Genomic DNA, 16,821 nt, shown 5'->3' with positions numbered 1-16,821 from the left:
GATAGAGCTATCATGAGCCGAAAATCCTCTCTTCTCAATTAACACTGTTTTGTCTCAAGGGCGCTGATGTCGGACAGGCCGCGGATATTAATAATCCTTATACCGGATATGGCAGCGAAGGCCTTTTCAAATGGCTGGCGGCCTACCGCCTGAACCGGCCGGTTGGTGTGGATTTCTCCTATTCCAATGCCGGTACAGCTCTGCTGGGGCAGGTTATTACACATGTTGATGGCCGTTCTTATGCGCAGATGGTTCAGGAAGAAATTTTTGATCCGCTGGACATGAAACAAAGTGTGCTGGCTTTGACCACTCATGCGCAGCCGGATATGGCAACAGGCCATGGAAGAGACGGAGAACCGGTGAGCCATTGGGATTTTGATGCATTTGCACCGGCAGGCGCGCTTATCACTTCAGCCAGCGATCTTGCCAAATTCATCGCTGCAGCTTCCGGACAAACGGAAACCACGCTTAAACCTGCCTTTGCTTTATTGACCGAACATACCCGATCTGTCGGCGGGAAGGCACAAAAGATCGGCCTTGGGTTGATTGTCACAAAACTCCCACACAGTACTATTGTCTGGCATAATGGCCGGACTGGTGGATTTGAAAGTTTCGCCGGTTTTGACCGCGATAATGGTAATGGCGTTATTGTTTTATCCAACCGCCAGAGCATCACGGGTATTGATGATATTGGCGTCCATCTGCTGGACACCAAACAAAAGCTTCTGCCTCAGCCTGCAATACGAACTGCTATTGTGATTGATACCGCAAAACTACCTATATATGTCGGGCAATATCTGCTCGCCCCTGGCGCAATTATGAGCATAACCGAAGAGAAGGGGCAGTTATTTCTGCAGCTGACCGGCCAGCAGCGTTTTGCAGCCTTTCCTGAAAGCGATACGAAATTTTTTCTGCGTGAAGTTGATGCACAAATCAGTTTCACTGTGGAAGACGGAAAAGCCACAAAGCTGACCCTGCATCAGAACGGGCGCAACATGCCGGCTTTGCGTGTTCTGGATTAAAGCCAGAATGAAAGCCGGAGCGTTTTGCTATCAGGCGCATGTAAGTTGATAATCAATCACAGAATGAAGACAACTTCCGTATAGGTATACCCTAATCAGGGCACGGAATTTCTCGGTTTCCGGCTTCACCCCTATCATTACGCTTTCAAATAGCTTGTTTATGCCGTCGTCTAGAAAATGGACGCTGAGTTATCGATGACAATGGAAGCGCGTAGGGCTGGCGTACAAGTGCGAAGATAAATGTTTTGGCCCTCATAGTAACGGTGATTTTCTGGCGACAAAGGGTCAGGGTTGCACTGATCTCTGATTGCCATACGACTGTAAGAGACAGCAAATGGAACATCTAGAAATATGCTGAAATCCCAACAGTTTCTCAACTCTTCTCGATGAAGGAAAATTCCATCCAAAAGAAGCACAGCCGAAGGACTAACACTCTTGGTTACTTTTACCGCATGATCAACGCGATGATCAAATCGTGCTGTATCGACGGTACCCGCGCCGCATTTAAACGGATCGAGGAGGAATTGACGCAGGTCGCCATAGTTATATGAATCATAAAAAAAACCGTGAGGATCACATTTGCCTCGATTATATCTTACGTCTCGGGGATTGTGAAAGCCATCGACACTGCTGCGGATGACCTGACGACCACTCTGTTCAACTATTGGCGCAAGTTCATCAGCAAATGTAGTTTTCCCTGAACCGTCTACACCGTCTACACCGTCTATCGCCACAAGTGTTCGACCTGACAACGAATTGATATGTTTCGAAATATTATCGATAATTACTGACCTTGAGAACATTCCAAACCTATTTTTATTACTAGATATTTAAAAGTAAAATTGTTCTAAATCGGTATTAAATCGATTTGTAAAAGCTGATGCCAAATTCGACTTAACGCCAATATCATTGCGATACAACATTCTCAGAATGGGTCAATTTCATTCAAAGAAATATAATAATAAATTGGGAGTTGATATTCTAAATCATTGACTTCAGTATATCCTCAGATCACGGAAGGATGCTTTTTTAAATAACGGCAACTAATAGTATAATATTATTAAATTTAAATCATTCATAAAAATTATATCATACTTATTTCGCTTAAATATTTTTTATTAATAGATGAATTTCATTTATGATACTTTATTATTGGGAATAATAATGGGTGAACATAATTTATGCTCTAATAAAATTAATATGAAGTCTGGCCATGGCTGCTATTTGGTTTCCGATAAAAATGAGGAGTATCTTGACCTCACGGCCGGGAGTTATAACCGGATCAGACTGCACCCGATGACGCAAACAAATAACCGTTCCTTCAGTCGGTCCGTAAATATTATCGATTGTGCTGTCAGGCGCTGCTTTCGACCATGCCTCAACAGTCACGGCCGGCAATGGCTCCCCGCAGAAAACAGACGAGCGGAGTGTCGGCAAACTATCCGGCTTAAGAGCCCCGCTTTTACGCATCATCGCTGCCAGAGTGGGAACAGACATCCAGACTGTAATGGAGCGCTCACGGATAAAGCGGCTTGGGGCCAGCATCTCCAGTGATGAAAGAATATGCAATGAAGCACCCGCATCAACGCATAAAAAGAGATTATGGACGCTTAAATCGAATGTTATATCGCATGTTTCGGCAAGTCTGTCCTGCGGGATAAATTGCGTCCAAAGTCTGGTCTGTTCTATATAACTTTCAAGAGCGCCTGCTGAAATCATCACACCTTTCGGCAGCCCCGTCGTGCCGGAAGTGAAGATAATATAGGCCAGATCTTGTCTGCTGACGAATGCCGGTTCCGCAAGCTGATCTGTTTTTATACTTAAAAATTCAGTGATTGTTTGCGCAGGGCGGGCAGGGAGAATATCCTTGTCACTTGGCACAATGATAATGTCCGGCGCGGCACTTAAAACCGCCGGAGTGAGCAGGGCAAGTCCTTGCTTGTCAACAATGAGAGCGTCCAGCTGCAATGCTTCGAGCAATTGTACAATTCTGAGCTCTGTCCATTTCAGATTAAGCGGTACATAAGTAGCGCCTGCATAGCCGGCCGCGAGAATGCCCGCATAGGCTTCCGGACTTTTGGTACCGAGGATGCCTACTTTTTTGAGATTGTTTCCCTGAGAAATGAAGCCGGCGAGTTTTGCAACTATCGTGTGCATTTCACCATAGGTCAGGCTTGCCGACCTGTCAGAATAGAACAGGTTTTCACTGTATTTAACGCAGGTTTCTATAAATTTGAGAGATATGTTGTAGTTCCCGGACATCCTCATATCTCTCTTTAACCAAGCTGAATACACTTTTGAACATGATGCCAACCACTGTATCCTTCACTCCGGAGAGCGCGGCGGTTGCGTAACATTTATGTGAATACAAATTTTCTGTGTGTATTGTGTCTGCTCTGTTTCCGGTTTCAAAGAAGGCCGGATTGCCTCTTAAATAGGCTTTGCAGAGATACGGTTTTTAAAAATGAGAATAATATAACAAAGTATCGGACGGCAGCCGTGTAAAACACCATAGCCTGACCGGAATATAGGATTTTATCAGGAAAAACTGCGTAGATAAAACTGCACAATATACAGGGTTCAGTGTCTGGGCCGGATTGTGCAGTATCTGACCTATCGTTTTCAATACCTGCCTGTGTAACGCACAGGCAAGCATCGGATCTCATACGGGCAGGAATTTAAAACAAACCCTGAATTTCATTATTGTGGTTAAGCCCGATATGTTCTGCCGCCGGTGTCCTCGGCAAACCGGGCATGGTCATAATGTTCCCGCAAATGGCGACGATGAAACCGGCTCCGGCAGACAGTTTTACTTCACGAACAGGCACAACATGGCCTGAAGGCGCGCCTAAGGCTGTCGGATCAACGGAAAAACTATACTGCGTTTTTGCCATGCAGACAGGCAGATGCCCGAACCCGTCGCGTTCCCATTGCTCAAGCTGCTTCAGAACTGCCGGTTCTGCTCTGGCCTGTTCCGCCCCATAGATTTCGCGTGCTACTGTCTGGATTTTCTCCCACAGGGGAAGGCTGTCCTCATAAAGCAGCTGCAGTTCGGCATCATTATGATCGGCGAGTTTTGCCACTTCATAGGCAAGGTCTTCTGCGCCGGCACCGCCTTCTGACCAATGACGGCAGAGAATTGCTTTAACACCAACCTCATTGCACACATCATTGAGCACGGCAATTTCTTCATCAGTATCTGTGATGAAGTGGTTGATAGCGACCACGACCGGCAAACCGAATTTCTGGACATTGCGGATATGCCGGATCAGATTGCTCGATCCTTTTTTCAGAGCCTCTGCATTGCCGGTGCCAAGCTCACTTTTTGGCACACCGCCATTCATTTTCAATGCACGGATTGTTGCAACAACAACCACTGCATCGGGGCTGAGTACGGCTTTACGGCATTTGATATTGAAAAACTTTTCCGCACCAAGATCGGCACCAAATCCGGCCTCAGTCACCACATAATCACCAAGTGCCAGCGCTGTTTTCGTCGCGATAACACTGTTGCAGCCATGCGCAATATTGGCAAATGGCCCGCCGTGAATAAGCACGGGATTATTTTCAATCGTCTGAACCAAATTCGGTTGCAATGCATCTTTCAGCAGTGCCGTCATCGCCCCGTCGGCCTTCAGATCTGCAGCCGTAATCGGTTGTTTATCAAGGTTATAACCAACAATGATACGTGCCAGACGTGCTTTCAGATCGGTCAGATCTTCCGCAAGACAGAGGATCGCCATAACCTCGGAAGCAACCGAAATATCAAATCCGGCTTCACGCGGATAACCGTTGGAAGGGCCGCCGAGTGCAACTGTTATATCCCGCAATGCGCGGTCATTCATATCAACCACGCGCCGCCAGCTGATACGACGTGTATCAAATCTTAAGCTGTTTCCCCAATGGATATGGTTGTCGATCATTGCAGCGAGCAAATTATTAGCACTGCTGATTGCGTGAAAATCACCGGTAAAATGAAGATTAATATCTTCCATCGGAATAACTTGTGATTTTCCGCCGCCTGCCGCACCGCCTTTCATGCCAAAATTTGGCCCGAGGCTCGGTTCACGCAAACAAATAACCGTTTTTTTGCCGATTTTATTCAGTGCATCGCCCAGCCCCACGGAGGTTGTGGTTTTGCCTTCTCCGGCAGGGGTGGGATTGATCGAAGTGACCAGAATAAGCTTGCCCTTGCGACCGGATTTAAGCCTGTTCACCACATTATGGGTCAGTTTTGCTTTATCATGGCCATAAGGCAGCAGATCATCTGATCCGAGGTTCAGCTTCGCGGCAATCTCAATGATCGGGCGTTTTTGAGCAGCACGGGCAATTTCAATATCAGAATACATTGAACACTCCGGTGGCAAAATAGCTTTTATTATCCATAACTGATCCCCGTCCAATTTGAAAACCGCGCTCTTCCGCGTTCTTATCGCATCACAGATTTCATGGATAGTCCCGGTTTTTCTGTAAACGTTCCCCGATGCCACTCCAACAACAGGGAAACACTGTGTGTCGGGTATAAAAATGAAGAGCAGGCGAAGCGTAGCATGTTTTGAGCTACGTCCATAATCAACTGCTCATGAGCGCTTTCTGTGGCGGGAAATTTCCCAAACGATTGCACCACCAATCGTCAGTATCATCATCGTCAATCCCAGCGCATTAACAGCAGGCGTAAGGCCTGCACGAACTTTGGCTGCAATAAAAATTGTCAGCGGCGTTTCAGTACCGCGTACGAACAAAGTCGTGTTGTAATTCTCAAAAGATTGCAGAAATGCGATACATGACGCTGCGAGCAAGGACGGACGCAGATAGGGCAGCAAAATACGGCGGAACACATAGGCGCGGGAAGCACCGAGACTGAGCGCGGCATCTTCCATTGTACGGTCAAATCGCTGCAACCGCGCGGCAATCATCAGCATCACAAAAGAAATAATGAAGCTGGATTGCGCCAGAATGGTCAGGAAAAGGCCGCCGCTGACCCCTGTTTTACGCCAGAACAGCAATGTGGCAATACCGATCACAACACCCGGTGTGAGCAGTGGCGAAACCATCAAAGCATAGAGAAAATTGCGCGAACGACCGTGCAGGCTGGTCAGAATAAGAGCGGCCGCAGTGCCAACTGGCAGAGAAATCGCTATTACACCTGCCGCAATCAGCAGGGATTTGCCCAATGCAGTCCACATCTGCGTATCTTTAAACATGGCATCCACCCATTGAAGGGTAGTGCCAAGCCATGGCGTAATCGTGGGAAAGCTGCTGCTGTTAAATGTAGCCGCCGCAAGGATACCAAGCGGCAGCATTAGATAAGTAAAAAACAGCAGCATATAGAGCGCAAAACCAATGCGGGGCAGTCTGTCGCTGAGGCGTTGCAACCATGTCGGCTGATAAAAGCGCTGATTGTGACTTGCCGGTTGATTGGCAAAGGACTGAACATGGCTCATTTGACAGCACTCGCAAGATTAACACGGAACAGGCGTAATGTACCCAGCACCACAAACATACACAGAACCAGCAGGGTGACTGCATAGGCTGCACCGCGGTTCCAGTTGCCGCTTTCAAAGAACCAGTCATAAATTAGTTGGGTAAACCAACGGCTGCCGGGTGCTCCGAGAAGGGCAGGAGCCATATAGCTGCCTGCGGAGAGCATGAAGGTGAAGACACAGCCTGTTGCAATGCCGACCTTTGCATGCGGCAGCACAATGCGGCGATGAATACGCCATGCACTGGCGCCCATATCATGTGCAGCATCAATCTGGGCATGGTCGAGTGTGCTGATCAAATTATACATCGGGAACAGCATAAACAGCAGATATGCATAGGCCATACCGGCCAGCACACCGCCGTCACCATACCAACGCACCGGCTCATCCAGCAGACCGAGGCTAAGCAGGATCGCGTTCAACGGGCCTTCAAAAGCCAGAATGATAAACCATGCCAGCCCGCGCAGCACTTCGTTCATCATGTAAGGGATCATGAGAACAATGAGCACAAACGCAGTTTTGCGCATGCTGGCAACCTGCGCCAGCCAATAGGCCAGCGGATAGCACAGCACAAAAGTGGTCAGCGTCACAAAAGCGCTCGACCAAATTGTTTTCAGAAAAATCGCACTGTGACTGCGGTGATTCCACAAATAGAGAAAATTATCAGCGGAATAGACGTCTTTTTCACCGCCCAGTTGTGAAGGCGGCAGGTTCGGACGCAGCGCAAAATCCAGCATCGTCAGATTAGGGATCAGCACCAGACACAGCAGCCAGAAGGTAACAATGGCGATGAAAATTGTACCAAGTATTTTGCCAAAGCGTTGATAGATCTCAGTCATGTGCCAGTACCACCGCATCCTGTTTGGAGAAGCCGGTTGTAAAGCTGCAACCAATTTCCGGCACCTGATGCAGTTTCTTATGCGGTATGGTGACCTGCATATTTAAAGGGGATTGTTCGTGAGGCAGAACTGTATGTGCAGTGGCAAAAGAGCCTTCAAAATCAAAGCGTTTTGAGACAACCGTAAGTTTGTTGTCTTCGTCGTCCGCATCCAGTGTCAGCGCTTCAGGGCGCACATAGAGACGCGCTTTCTGGTTGCGCTGCAAGACTGCACCACGACGGCCGATAAAACGACCATGGATACCTTCCAGCACTACAAAATCGTCAAATGTATCGACGACAGTACCGGAGACAATATTATTTTCGCCGACAAATTCAGCGACAAATGAGGTCGCAGGCTTGGTGTAAAGGTCGATTGGTGCGCCGACCTGCTGCAAGCGACCGGCATTCATCACCGCAATGCGGTCTGACATGGCAAGGGCTTCAGACTGATCATGGGTGATATAAATGAAAGTCACACCGGTACGTTTTTGTAACTCACGAAGCTCGGCACGCATATGCTGGCGCAGTTTCAGATCAAGCGCGGACAATGGTTCATCCAGCAGCAACACCTGCGGCTCAATAGCCAGAGCGCGGGCAATGGCGACACGCTGGCGCTGCCCGCCCGATAATTCATGGGGCATACGATCGCCGTAGCCGGGCAGGGCAATCAACTCCAGAAGGCGGTCAGCCTCACGGCGGCGCTGCGCCTTGCTGACACCGCGCACTTCAAGACCAAAGGCGATATTTTCCCAGACCGGCATCAGCGGAAACAGCGCCAAAGACTGAAAAATCATTGCTGTCGGGCGGCGATTGGCCGGAACATGGGTCATATCCTGACCATTAATCAGGATTTTGCCGGAACTCGGCTGCAAAAAACCCGAAACCATACGCAGCAGTGTCGTTTTTCCGCAACCGGAAGGCCCCAGAATGGAGAAAAACTCGCCGGAGCGAACATCCAGAGACATCGATTTTACGGCTGTTGTTGCGCCAAATCGCATCTCAACACTCTGAAGACGGACTGCGTTTGTCATAGGGAATTCTCATTTTTAAATGACGCCGGTTTGCAGTTTTATGTGCAAACCGGCGTTTAGCAGAAAGGCGAGGAGGTTTTCACAGATACAGGCAAACGTATCTGTTATCCGGTTTATGCGCCGAGGAACTGATCCTGATATTCAGAGCGCAGTTCGACAAACCAGCTTTCCTGAATTGGCCACCACCACAGCTTGTCCAGTGCATCTTTAGGATAGGCAGCGGCAAAGAAGGCTTTGTCAGCTTCCGGCAACAGCGCTTCAGCACCCTTAGCGGTGGTATTAACCTTGGCATGGCTTGCATACATCGCACCGGCTTCCGGTGTGAGCATCCAGTTCATGAAAGCATAAGCCTGATCAATATTCTCGGCACCAACCGGAAGTGACACACCTTCCATCCATGCCAGTGCGCCTTCTTTCGGCGAGATATAGCTGACCGGCTGGCCCTGTTCTTTAAGGCCGGCGGCAGTTGAATCCCATGTCTGACCGATAATGCAACCATTGGTGAGGAAAGCGCCTTGCGCTTCATTCTGGTTTGCCCAGAACTGAGCAATATTACCCTTACGGGCAATTGCTTCTTTAAGGATCACATCATAATTGGCACGCATCGCTTCTTCGCTGGCAAAGCTTTCCAGCAGCGGACGAGGCAGTTTGCCTTCCGCTTCCAGCCACAAGCCGAGACCAACAAGTGCGGAATGACCGCGAACCGTGGCTTTGCCCGCCATTTCCGGCTTCCACAGGTCGCTATAAGATGCTTCGCCATAAACAAGCGGCGATTTTTCTGTATTGAAAGCAATGGCTTCCGTGCCCCAATCAGTTGGCACCTGATAGCGCTTGCCATCAACAACCGCGCCGAGTTTTTCAGAACTCTTCAAAGCGCTGTCGATGCAACGATCCCATTCAACTTTGCTCTCATCAATCGGTGCGATGAGCGAGGCTTCAACATAATTCGGTACGCGGTCAAGCGCCGGCCAGATGACATCGAAACCCTGACCCTGATTAACTTTCATCAGGTTGAGAATTTCATCATTGGTGCCGTAAGCGGTGTAAGTGGCTTTGATGCCGGTGGCTTTTTCAAAAGCAGCAAGCATTTCCGGCGAGACATAACCGGCCCAGGCAGCAATACGCAGCGTGCCCGAAGAGGACAGAGCGTCACCGGCACGCATAACAAACGGCATGCTCAAGGCAGTGGCGGCTGTACCACGCAGAAATGTACGGCGGCTGAGCGGGAGTGCAGTATGGGTGGATGTCTTATTATCAAAGGCCATCAGGCGCTCTCCTGTTGAAGATGAAATTCATCTCATCGGGTTATTTGAGCAGGCACCTAACAGTGGCAGATAACAGTTCAGTGACGGTTTCTTGTGATTTTTTTAAAACTATTTGAACATTTTATGATGCTTATTAGCGGTAATATCATGTTTGGCAGTCTGCTTCGCATCAATAAGTTCCATAATAAACCTTATGAAACCAGACCATATAACAGACTTCATCAAACATGCGGTCCAAGACACGTATCGCGGTCAGGTACGCAAATTCTAATCGAAGATGTTATGCTGGTTCCTTATCAATGATCCAAATAGGCTAGAACAAAATTGACCAACAATTTGTCATTTCACTCCCTCGCAGATGCTTCGCTCATTCAAGCATGTGATGTGCTCAATATGGCGTATGAAGGCTATATCGTGCCGGTTTCTTTCGATCCTGTATCGCTTGCCCGTCGCATCCAGGCGGAGAACATCGACCTCGTTTCGAGCCAGCTGTTGACACGGGGACAGGAGACCATAGGCATTCTCTTGATTGCTCGGCGCGGCAATGTCAGCCGTATCGCGGCGCTCGGAGTAGTCAAGCATTTGAGAGGAGCTGGCATTGGCAAGCACGCCGTTGCCCATGCAATTGCGGGCGCCCGTGCTCGTGGCGATGACCGAATGGTCCTCGAAGTGATCGAAACCAACGAAAAGGCGATATCAACTTATGAGAAGGCCGGCTTTAAACGTCGGCGGACCCTCGTGGGCTATATGCACGATCCGGCCGGGCCGAAGAACGGGGCAATTCCGTCCTCTACGGATGTGACCCTGCCTTTGCTCATCGGCTCCTATCCGCGCGATATGAGCTGGCAGACCGCTCCGATTTGCTTTGCAGGCGCCAGCGCCCCGATCAAAGCGTTCCAGACGCCCGACGAAACCGCTGCTGCGCTTGTGGACGCATCTGGACAAGTCGCACGGCTTCTGGCATTCGCTGTTCATCCCGCAAAGCGGCTAAATGGGGTTGGCCGGCTTTTTATGGCAAGCCTGCTTGGCCATTTCCCGAATAAGTCCTGGACCATTCCCGCCATTTTGCCTGCTTCACAAGCCGCCAAATTCCTGATCTCCAGCGGCTGGCTGCAATCAGACTTTACTCAACTGGAGATGGAATTGCATCTCGACTACTGAGTAGCACAAAGCATGATGTCTATGATGATATGGAACTTCACTTGCTGACCGGCTCCGCCTCTACATTGTGGTCTTTTATCCTATTGAGATTGATCCACATGGCGGCGCGGTTTGGGTCGTTTGCTGAAGTGTCAGCCGTACCCATGCGAAGACTTTCTCATGAATCGAATAGGTTTTGCCGTCATCGATGCGGCGCAGGCAAGTGAGATGTTTTGTAAACTCGGCCTTCCCTTCTATCCGTGTGCGTGACTGCTTGGCTCCGACAGGCACAAAGCTCTCTTTTGTCAATCGTGTAGGAGTTCAATTGTCGGGATCGGCTTAAACCGATCAGAGCAACTTTCAACATTTCGTCTTCGGTCATGGCACAGGCGTCGAAACGGGTGGTGTCTGTATAAACGGTCATAAAATTTTCTCCGGTTTTCCCTTTTCCGCGCAGCCGACATAAAACACTTTATCCCTGCCCTCTCCAATATCATGTTGTTCACACCACCATGGTGTGTTCCTCAATACTGACAGATTGAGCGCATCCTTTCACACGGTGTCCAAAAGGTCATACGGACTAAGTTCTTGTTACAGAGGCATAAGCCGGTCTTTCCCCTCTGCAGAAAACAAGAAGAGCCGCTGGCGGCCTACTCTTTTCATTGAAGCAAGAGCCACAACAACAAATTTGTGTTTCGTCGACACAATTGCCACGCCCGCGTGAAGGAAAACAGGTCGGCGCGAAGCGGGTAAGACAATTCACTGCCCCCCCTTCCCAACTATACATAGTCAAGACGTCATAGCGCGGAAGAGGTGAAAATTTGCGACGCAGGTTTAAAATTTAGCCGTCATATTCATACGGAAAGTACGGCCGGGTGCCGGCATCAGCGAGGCATTCAGAGCATCCATATAATATTGGTCAGTCAGGTTATCGATTGCAAAATCAAGTCTTGTCGCCTCATTGAATGCATAACTGCCATAAACATCCACCAGCGTATACGGGCGCCATTTGCCCGGCTGGATTTCTGATGTTGTTTCGGCTTTGCTTTCGGCAAAACGATGAGAATAATAGGAAATACGGGTACCCAAAGTCAGGCGGTCTTCCAGCATTTTATAAGCAAATTCTGCCGAGACCGTATCTTTAGGCGGCACATGCTGAAGAGCGTAGCTATTGGTAAAGCCGCCCTCGCTGCAAAGATTATCCTGTTTCCACAATGAGCCCGGATGTGCACAAAACAGCGATGTGATAGCATGGTTCCAGCCCAGTTTAGCGGTGAGGTTTCCGATCTGATAATCGGCACTCAGCTCAAAACCGGTCATCTTGGCATAATCCAGATTGGTCATTCCCAGACCCCAAATATTACCAAAAACCGGATTTTTATAAATGATGTTGGAGCGGGTCAGATAATCATCAATGTGATTATTGTAATAGGCTGCGTGCAATCTCAGACGATCATCATTGCCGGTGAAATCTTCAAATGTTTTATTAGCACCAAGCTCGAAAGTGCGTGCCTGTTCCGGTTTGATATCCAATGGCAAATAGGCCGTTGAGAACCCCTTCAGTGTTTCAAAAATACTCGGCATACGCATCGTATCGGAATAACGGCCGTAAAGTTGCAGATCTGTGATCGGCTCCCAGCTCAATGAAGCATTTTTTGACCAGCCATTCCCCGTCACATGGCTCACTTGCCCCGGTATCAGATCATAGGAGAAATTCGGCCAGTTGCCGGTTGCACGAAGGCTGTAATTATCATCCGACGTGCGGAAATCCGAATAGCGCAGACCCGCTGTTGCGGTCCATTGTGGTGTAATTTCCCATGTTCCGTTAACAAACAGATTTTTCTCCGTCCGTTTACCGGAACGGGGCGGAAACTCTAAATGATCAATCACCCACTTCTGGTCATCCAGATTTTTGGGCAGTCCCACAGTTTCACGCTGCCAGCCACCACCATATTCCAGTCGGAACTCACCGGGAATAAAGTCAAGCTTGCTTTCATTCGATACGGTAATGCCATCACGAATTGTCTGCGCATAGTGCACAGATGTCGTGGTTGTACCAAACAGTGTCAGCAGATTTGTGGCACGGTGATCCATATCCGTACGAAATGCGTTAATTTTCAGATTGATGAAATCGTTATCCGGCGTCCATTTATAACGGGCATTGTAGGTTTTAAGATCAAGTGTGTCCGGCTCAGACTGAAAACCGCCAATAGCACTGGTATGTGTGCCCAACCGGGTTGGCATAATTTCACCGAACTCGCTGCTATAGCTCATATAGCTGAGCTCAAGCGCGTGATCATCGCCAAAGCGGATATTGCTTTTCAGAAGAACGGACTCATTTTCCATCGACGTATTGAGAACTTCTTCTCCGCCCTTCCAGGGCGACAGTCCTTCATAGCCAATATTCGGGAAATCCGGATCTGTGGTGCGGTCAACGAAATAGGGTTGTCCGTCACCTTTTTTACCTGCAAAATAATTGCCGTTTTTACGCTTCGCATAGGCACCCACAACATCAATATAGTCTGTCGTGAAAGCCGCAGCGATACTGCCGTTGCCGCCTGTCGGATCAAGAAAACCCGGGCGATCCATATTGCCGCCGTCACGGGTGGTCGGTTGTTTTCCGGCCTGATAAGAACCACCAGCCATACCGCCTGGCGTCAGCACATCCGGTGGCGTGGTGCTGTTTGTATTGAAACCACCACGTATGCGGACACCGAACTGGCGATCCGGCAGCAGAATATCGCCGGCGTTCAGAGTGCGCATACGCACAACACCACCAATCGCACCGGAGCCGTCCACACCGGCACTCGGGCCTTTTTCTACAGAAACCTCGCCAATAAAATCGGGATCGACATAGCTGCCGGAGCGTGCACCATTATAACCGCGATAGACGGTCTGCTCTTGTGTGGCACCGTCAATAACCACCGGAACGCGGCCTTGTCCCTGTAAGCCGCGAATATTCACATCAATAGCACCGGAGTTGCGGGTATCGCCGTTCAGAACGCCTGGTATGCCTGCAATAAAGTCGCCTGCCGATGTGCCGCGTCGTTGCTCTATTTCTTGCGCTGAAACGTAACTGACCGAACCCGCAGTTGTATAAGTATCATCATGACTGCCAATAACACCGCCGCTGCTGATGGTGATTGTGTTGAGCACCAGTGAGCCATCTGCGGCAGCTGCGCCATTGCTGACTTCATTAGGCTGAGTGATTGCAACGGTGGTCGCATTCGGGAAAGAATAAGTCAGGCCGGAGCCCTGCAAAATACTGGATAAAGCCTGCTCGCGGCTGACATTTCCGGAAACGCCTTTGGATGTTTTACCCGCAGCGACCGAAGCCAGATACGTGATCTGCAAACCGGACTGCCTGCCGAAAACAGTCAGAGCTTGTGTCAGTGAACCGGCAGGCACAGAGAAACTGGTTTGTGCCTGTGTTTGTGCAAATGCGCTCGGGCTGATGCCTGCTAAACTGACACCCGCAGTCAGTATGAATGTCGTAGACAGCATTCTGCGCGTGCAGTTTTTAAAAGTATTTTTGTAAGTTCCGGACCCCATCGGCGCACTCTCCGTCAATGCAAATTTCTTGGCAAATTTCCTGAAGGATCGTGCTTTCTGTCGATGAAGAAATGCGACCCTGAAAGTAATACAATCGGGGTTGCAATATTTTTACTTTTTTACTCATATTTTTTAAATCGGCGTAATAATAGTGACCAAAGACGATAACTGGCGCACCTGCGCACCGGTCGGATGCACCACAGCTTCCAATGCACGGAGCGGATCGGTCAGATCATATACACCGCTGACCCGTTGCGCGCCGGTAGTCGGGCTGGCCATGATAATGCGTCCGGGCATCCAGCGACCGATGCGGGTAACTAGCACCGCAACCGTTTCTCTCTCGGCAATGATCAGCTTATCTCGCCATGCCGCGATTTGTTCAGCCTCGCGCACACCCTGATCAATGGTTTGCGTCGTCTGATCAAAATTAATCCATTGGCCTTGTTCAAGGCGCTTGCCTGCCCCCAGCGCAGCATCGGGTGATTGCATTTCAACAACGCCATGATCAACAGACACTGCGATAACGCCCGCATCATTGGAAACATCAAAAGCAGTACCCAGTGCCGTCACACGAACAGTGTCTGACAAAACTGAAAATGGTTTGCTTTTATCCGGTTTGACTTCAAAAAAGCCCATACCGCGCAGCAATTTAACCTCACGGTGGTCGGAGCCATAGGCAAGCTGAATTGCACTGTCCGGCCCTAGTGTCACAAGACTGTCGTCAGGCAGTGTGATCTGCGCCATTTCACCTTTTGCGGTGATATAATCAGCCTGCGCGCGCAACAACAGCTCTTTACCAAAGGAATAAGACAACCCGCCTGCCGCCAGCAAAGCCGGACCGCCGATCATAAACTGACGGCGTGACAGACCGATATTTTTCCGGCGTTCTTCACGGCGCTGATGAGATAAAATCGCACCCGATGCGCCATGGGCCTTATCAATACGGAGCCAGATTTTCTCATGGAGCGGGCTTCTTGCCCGCCATGCGCGGATCATATCGCCGGATACAGCATTATCCGGATCATTCTGAAGCCGGATAACCAGATCAATCGCCTCATCAAGCAACTGGTTTTGATCTGTATGCGGCTCGCTCATTCCGGTCCATTTCGTATCAGTTTTTAAAGGCAGCGCACGATTTTTCAGTGCATCCTGTTTATGCCGAGTTTCAGAATGCGTCTACACGGGACAGGATATGTTTATAGGCATCACGAATGAGTGCCCATGCTCTCGAGGTGGATATACCAAGCTCTTCACCGATTTCAGCAACTGTTCTTTCGCCCAGACGGTGCATCTCAAACGCCTGCCGTGTACGCTCCGGCAATTCTGCCAGTGCATTATAGGTCTGCAGTAAGCATTGCCGTGAATGCACAATATCTTCCGGCGAAGGCTTTTGATCCGCGATCTCCGGCACACTTGCATCGTCAATTGTTACGGTCGTTATCAGCGCTTCACGCTTTTGATAATTGGTGCCGAGATTGCGTGAGATTTTATACAAATATGCTTTCGGATTGAAGTTTCCGGTGGCAGCGGGCGGCGGTGTTGTCAGAACACGCACGAATGTGTCCTGCGTAAGATCTGCAGCAGTTTCATTATTCAAACCACGGCGGCGCAGGGAACTGGCAATACCCCTTGCGTGACTCCGAAACAGGTTTTGAATATCCCAGCCCAATGAAGTCTAGCTTTCTGTTGTGAAACTTCCGGCTTGTGCAATCTGCCAGCTGACTGTGCGCAATGCCTCTTTAAAATTTTCATTACATCTATAATATGATAAAATCAATCATATTTAAATCAACTCCAGAGGGTACTTGTGTATTTCCGTCGATTTATGTTTAGTTTTGTCTTGGTATCTGTAGCAGGATGTACAACCACTGAAGCAGAAAAAGATGCTCAGTATTCAACACCGCCAATTCCGCTCAGCGACGGCACTTTCTTTATCCAAAGAGTAACACCTGCATCAACCTGCAGGCAAAAATACCAAGAAACCCAACGCGTCAGCAAATTTATGAAGCAAGACGGCTTTATAAAGCGCGGTAAGGGTGAAATTCTCGTATTTGATTATCAGCTCAAAATCTTGACGGATTTGATGGAAAACTGTCGGGGATTTATCTCAAGAAGTAGCCGCTGATTTCATTTGCAGATAACAATAATTGAGGAATAAAAAATGCGCCCTTTCTGCAGAAAGGGCGCATTTTTGCATCAGAATTTTACCGAGAAACCGGCGCGGTAGGTTCGCCCTGGTGCCGGCATAAAACTTTGTGCCAGCGGATCCAGATAATAACGGTTCCCGATATTCTGAACCGACGCATTCAACACGGCATCTTCACGCAATTTATAGCTGACAAAAGCATCAAACAGCGTAACCGGCTTATAGATTGTCCGACATCAGCGCCCTTGAGACAAAACAGTGTTAATTGAGAAGAGAGGATTTTCGGCTCATGATAGCTCTAT

13 protein-coding genes are annotated in these 16,821 nt (G+C 49.1%); 3 read left to right on the top strand and 10 right to left on the bottom strand.

What is annotated here, in order from left to right; genetic code table 11:
- The first annotated feature begins 23 nt into the window (after positions 1 to 23).
- Positions 24 to 1,022 (top strand): serine hydrolase, encoded by a 999-nt coding sequence (locus HBA93_RS16930; RefSeq protein ID WP_353619383.1) that lies wholly within the window; start codon positions 24 to 26, stop codon positions 1,020 to 1,022.
- Positions 1,023 to 1,192: 170 nt separating this feature from the next.
- On the opposite strand, the gene HBA93_RS16925 is transcribed toward HBA93_RS16930, so the two are convergent.
- From HBA93_RS16925 to HBA93_RS16895, 7 genes are all read right to left on the bottom strand, one after another.
- Complete coding sequence (locus HBA93_RS16925) at positions 1,193 to 1,756, bottom strand: nucleoside/nucleotide kinase family protein (protein WP_353619382.1); 564 nt, start codon at positions 1,754 to 1,756, stop codon at positions 1,193 to 1,195.
- Between the two features lie 445 nt (positions 1,757 to 2,201).
- Complete coding sequence (locus HBA93_RS16920; protein WP_221724055.1) at positions 2,202 to 3,335, bottom strand: AMP-binding protein; 1,134 nt, start codon at positions 3,333 to 3,335, stop codon at positions 2,202 to 2,204.
- Positions 3,336 to 3,700: 365 nt separating this feature from the next.
- Positions 3,701 to 5,371, bottom strand: a complete 1,671-nt coding sequence (locus tag HBA93_RS16915) for a formate--tetrahydrofolate ligase (protein WP_221724054.1) — start codon at positions 5,369 to 5,371, stop codon at positions 3,701 to 3,703.
- Between the two features lie 231 nt (positions 5,372 to 5,602).
- Positions 5,603 to 6,466, bottom strand: coding sequence for an ABC transporter permease (locus HBA93_RS16910; RefSeq protein ID WP_221724053.1), 864 nt, complete (start codon positions 6,464 to 6,466; stop codon positions 5,603 to 5,605).
- The gene (locus HBA93_RS16905) at positions 6,463 to 7,344 is read right to left on the bottom strand and encodes an ABC transporter permease (RefSeq protein WP_221724052.1); all 882 of its coding nucleotides are present in this window, start codon (positions 7,342 to 7,344) and stop codon (positions 6,463 to 6,465) included. The genes HBA93_RS16910 and HBA93_RS16905 overlap by 4 nt, the downstream gene beginning before the upstream one ends.
- Positions 7,337 to 8,416 (bottom strand): ABC transporter ATP-binding protein, encoded by a 1,080-nt coding sequence (locus tag HBA93_RS16900; RefSeq protein ID WP_221724051.1) that lies wholly within the window; start codon positions 8,414 to 8,416, stop codon positions 7,337 to 7,339. Before HBA93_RS16900 ends, HBA93_RS16905 begins: the two co-directional genes overlap by 8 nt.
- Positions 8,417 to 8,529: 113 nt before the next feature.
- Positions 8,530 to 9,681, bottom strand: a complete 1,152-nt coding sequence (locus HBA93_RS16895; protein ID WP_221724050.1) for an extracellular solute-binding protein — start codon at positions 9,679 to 9,681, stop codon at positions 8,530 to 8,532.
- Between the two features lie 324 nt (positions 9,682 to 10,005).
- On the opposite strand from HBA93_RS16895, the gene HBA93_RS16890 reads away from it, so the two are divergent.
- A complete protein-coding gene (locus HBA93_RS16890) occupies positions 10,006 to 10,842 on the top strand; it encodes a GNAT family N-acetyltransferase (protein ID WP_221724049.1) in 837 nt (278 codons plus the stop codon).
- An 813-nt stretch (positions 10,843 to 11,655) separates the two neighbouring features.
- On the opposite strand, the gene HBA93_RS16885 is transcribed toward HBA93_RS16890, so the two are convergent.
- The 3 genes from HBA93_RS16885 to HBA93_RS16875 form a co-directional block, all read right to left on the bottom strand.
- Entirely contained in the window at positions 11,656 to 14,325 is a 2,670-nt protein-coding gene (locus tag HBA93_RS16885; protein ID WP_221724048.1) for a TonB-dependent receptor, read from the bottom strand.
- 180 nt (positions 14,326 to 14,505) lie between these two features.
- Positions 14,506 to 15,468: a FecR family protein gene (locus HBA93_RS16880; RefSeq protein ID WP_221724047.1), complete on the bottom strand. Its 963-nt coding sequence runs from the start codon at positions 15,466 to 15,468 to the stop codon at positions 14,506 to 14,508.
- 70 nt (positions 15,469 to 15,538) lie between these two features.
- Positions 15,539 to 16,042 (bottom strand): RNA polymerase sigma factor, encoded by a 504-nt coding sequence (locus HBA93_RS16875; protein ID WP_221724046.1) that lies wholly within the window; start codon positions 16,040 to 16,042, stop codon positions 15,539 to 15,541.
- A gap of 138 nt (positions 16,043 to 16,180) precedes the next feature.
- Here HBA93_RS16875 and HBA93_RS16870 point away from each other — a divergent pair, with 138 nt between their 5' ends.
- Positions 16,181 to 16,498, top strand: a complete 318-nt coding sequence (locus HBA93_RS16870; protein WP_221724045.1) for a hypothetical protein — start codon at positions 16,181 to 16,183, stop codon at positions 16,496 to 16,498.
- The last annotated feature ends 323 nt before the right edge of the window (positions 16,499 to 16,821 follow it).

The sequence above is a fragment of the Ochrobactrum sp. SFR4 genome (assembly GCF_019730395.1).
Classification (GTDB): Bacteria; Pseudomonadota; Alphaproteobacteria; order Rhizobiales; family Rhizobiaceae; genus Pseudochrobactrum.
The sequence above is the reverse complement of the archived record's forward strand: the minus strand, read 5'-3'. Positions and strand labels throughout refer to the sequence as shown.

Coding starts and splice junctions, on each gene's coding strand:
- HBA93_RS16915 (WP_221724054.1), bottom strand. CDS start 5,371: ATGTATTCTGATATTGAAATTGCCCGTGCTGCTCAAAAACGCCCGATC.
- HBA93_RS16910 (WP_221724053.1), bottom strand. CDS start 6,466: ATGAGCCATGTTCAGTCCTTTGCCAATCAACCGGCAAGTCACAATCAG.
- HBA93_RS16905 (WP_221724052.1), bottom strand. CDS start 7,344: ATGACTGAGATCTATCAACGCTTTGGCAAAATACTTGGTACAATTTTC.
- HBA93_RS16900 (WP_221724051.1), bottom strand. CDS start 8,416: ATGACAAACGCAGTCCGTCTTCAGAGTGTTGAGATGCGATTTGGCGCA.
- HBA93_RS16895 (WP_221724050.1), bottom strand. CDS start 9,681: ATGGCCTTTGATAATAAGACATCCACCCATACTGCACTCCCGCTCAGC.
- HBA93_RS16885 (WP_221724048.1), bottom strand. CDS start 14,325: ATGCTGTCTACGACATTCATACTGACTGCGGGTGTCAGTTTAGCAGGC.
- HBA93_RS16880 (WP_221724047.1), bottom strand. CDS start 15,468: ATGAGCGAGCCGCATACAGATCAAAACCAGTTGCTTGATGAGGCGATT.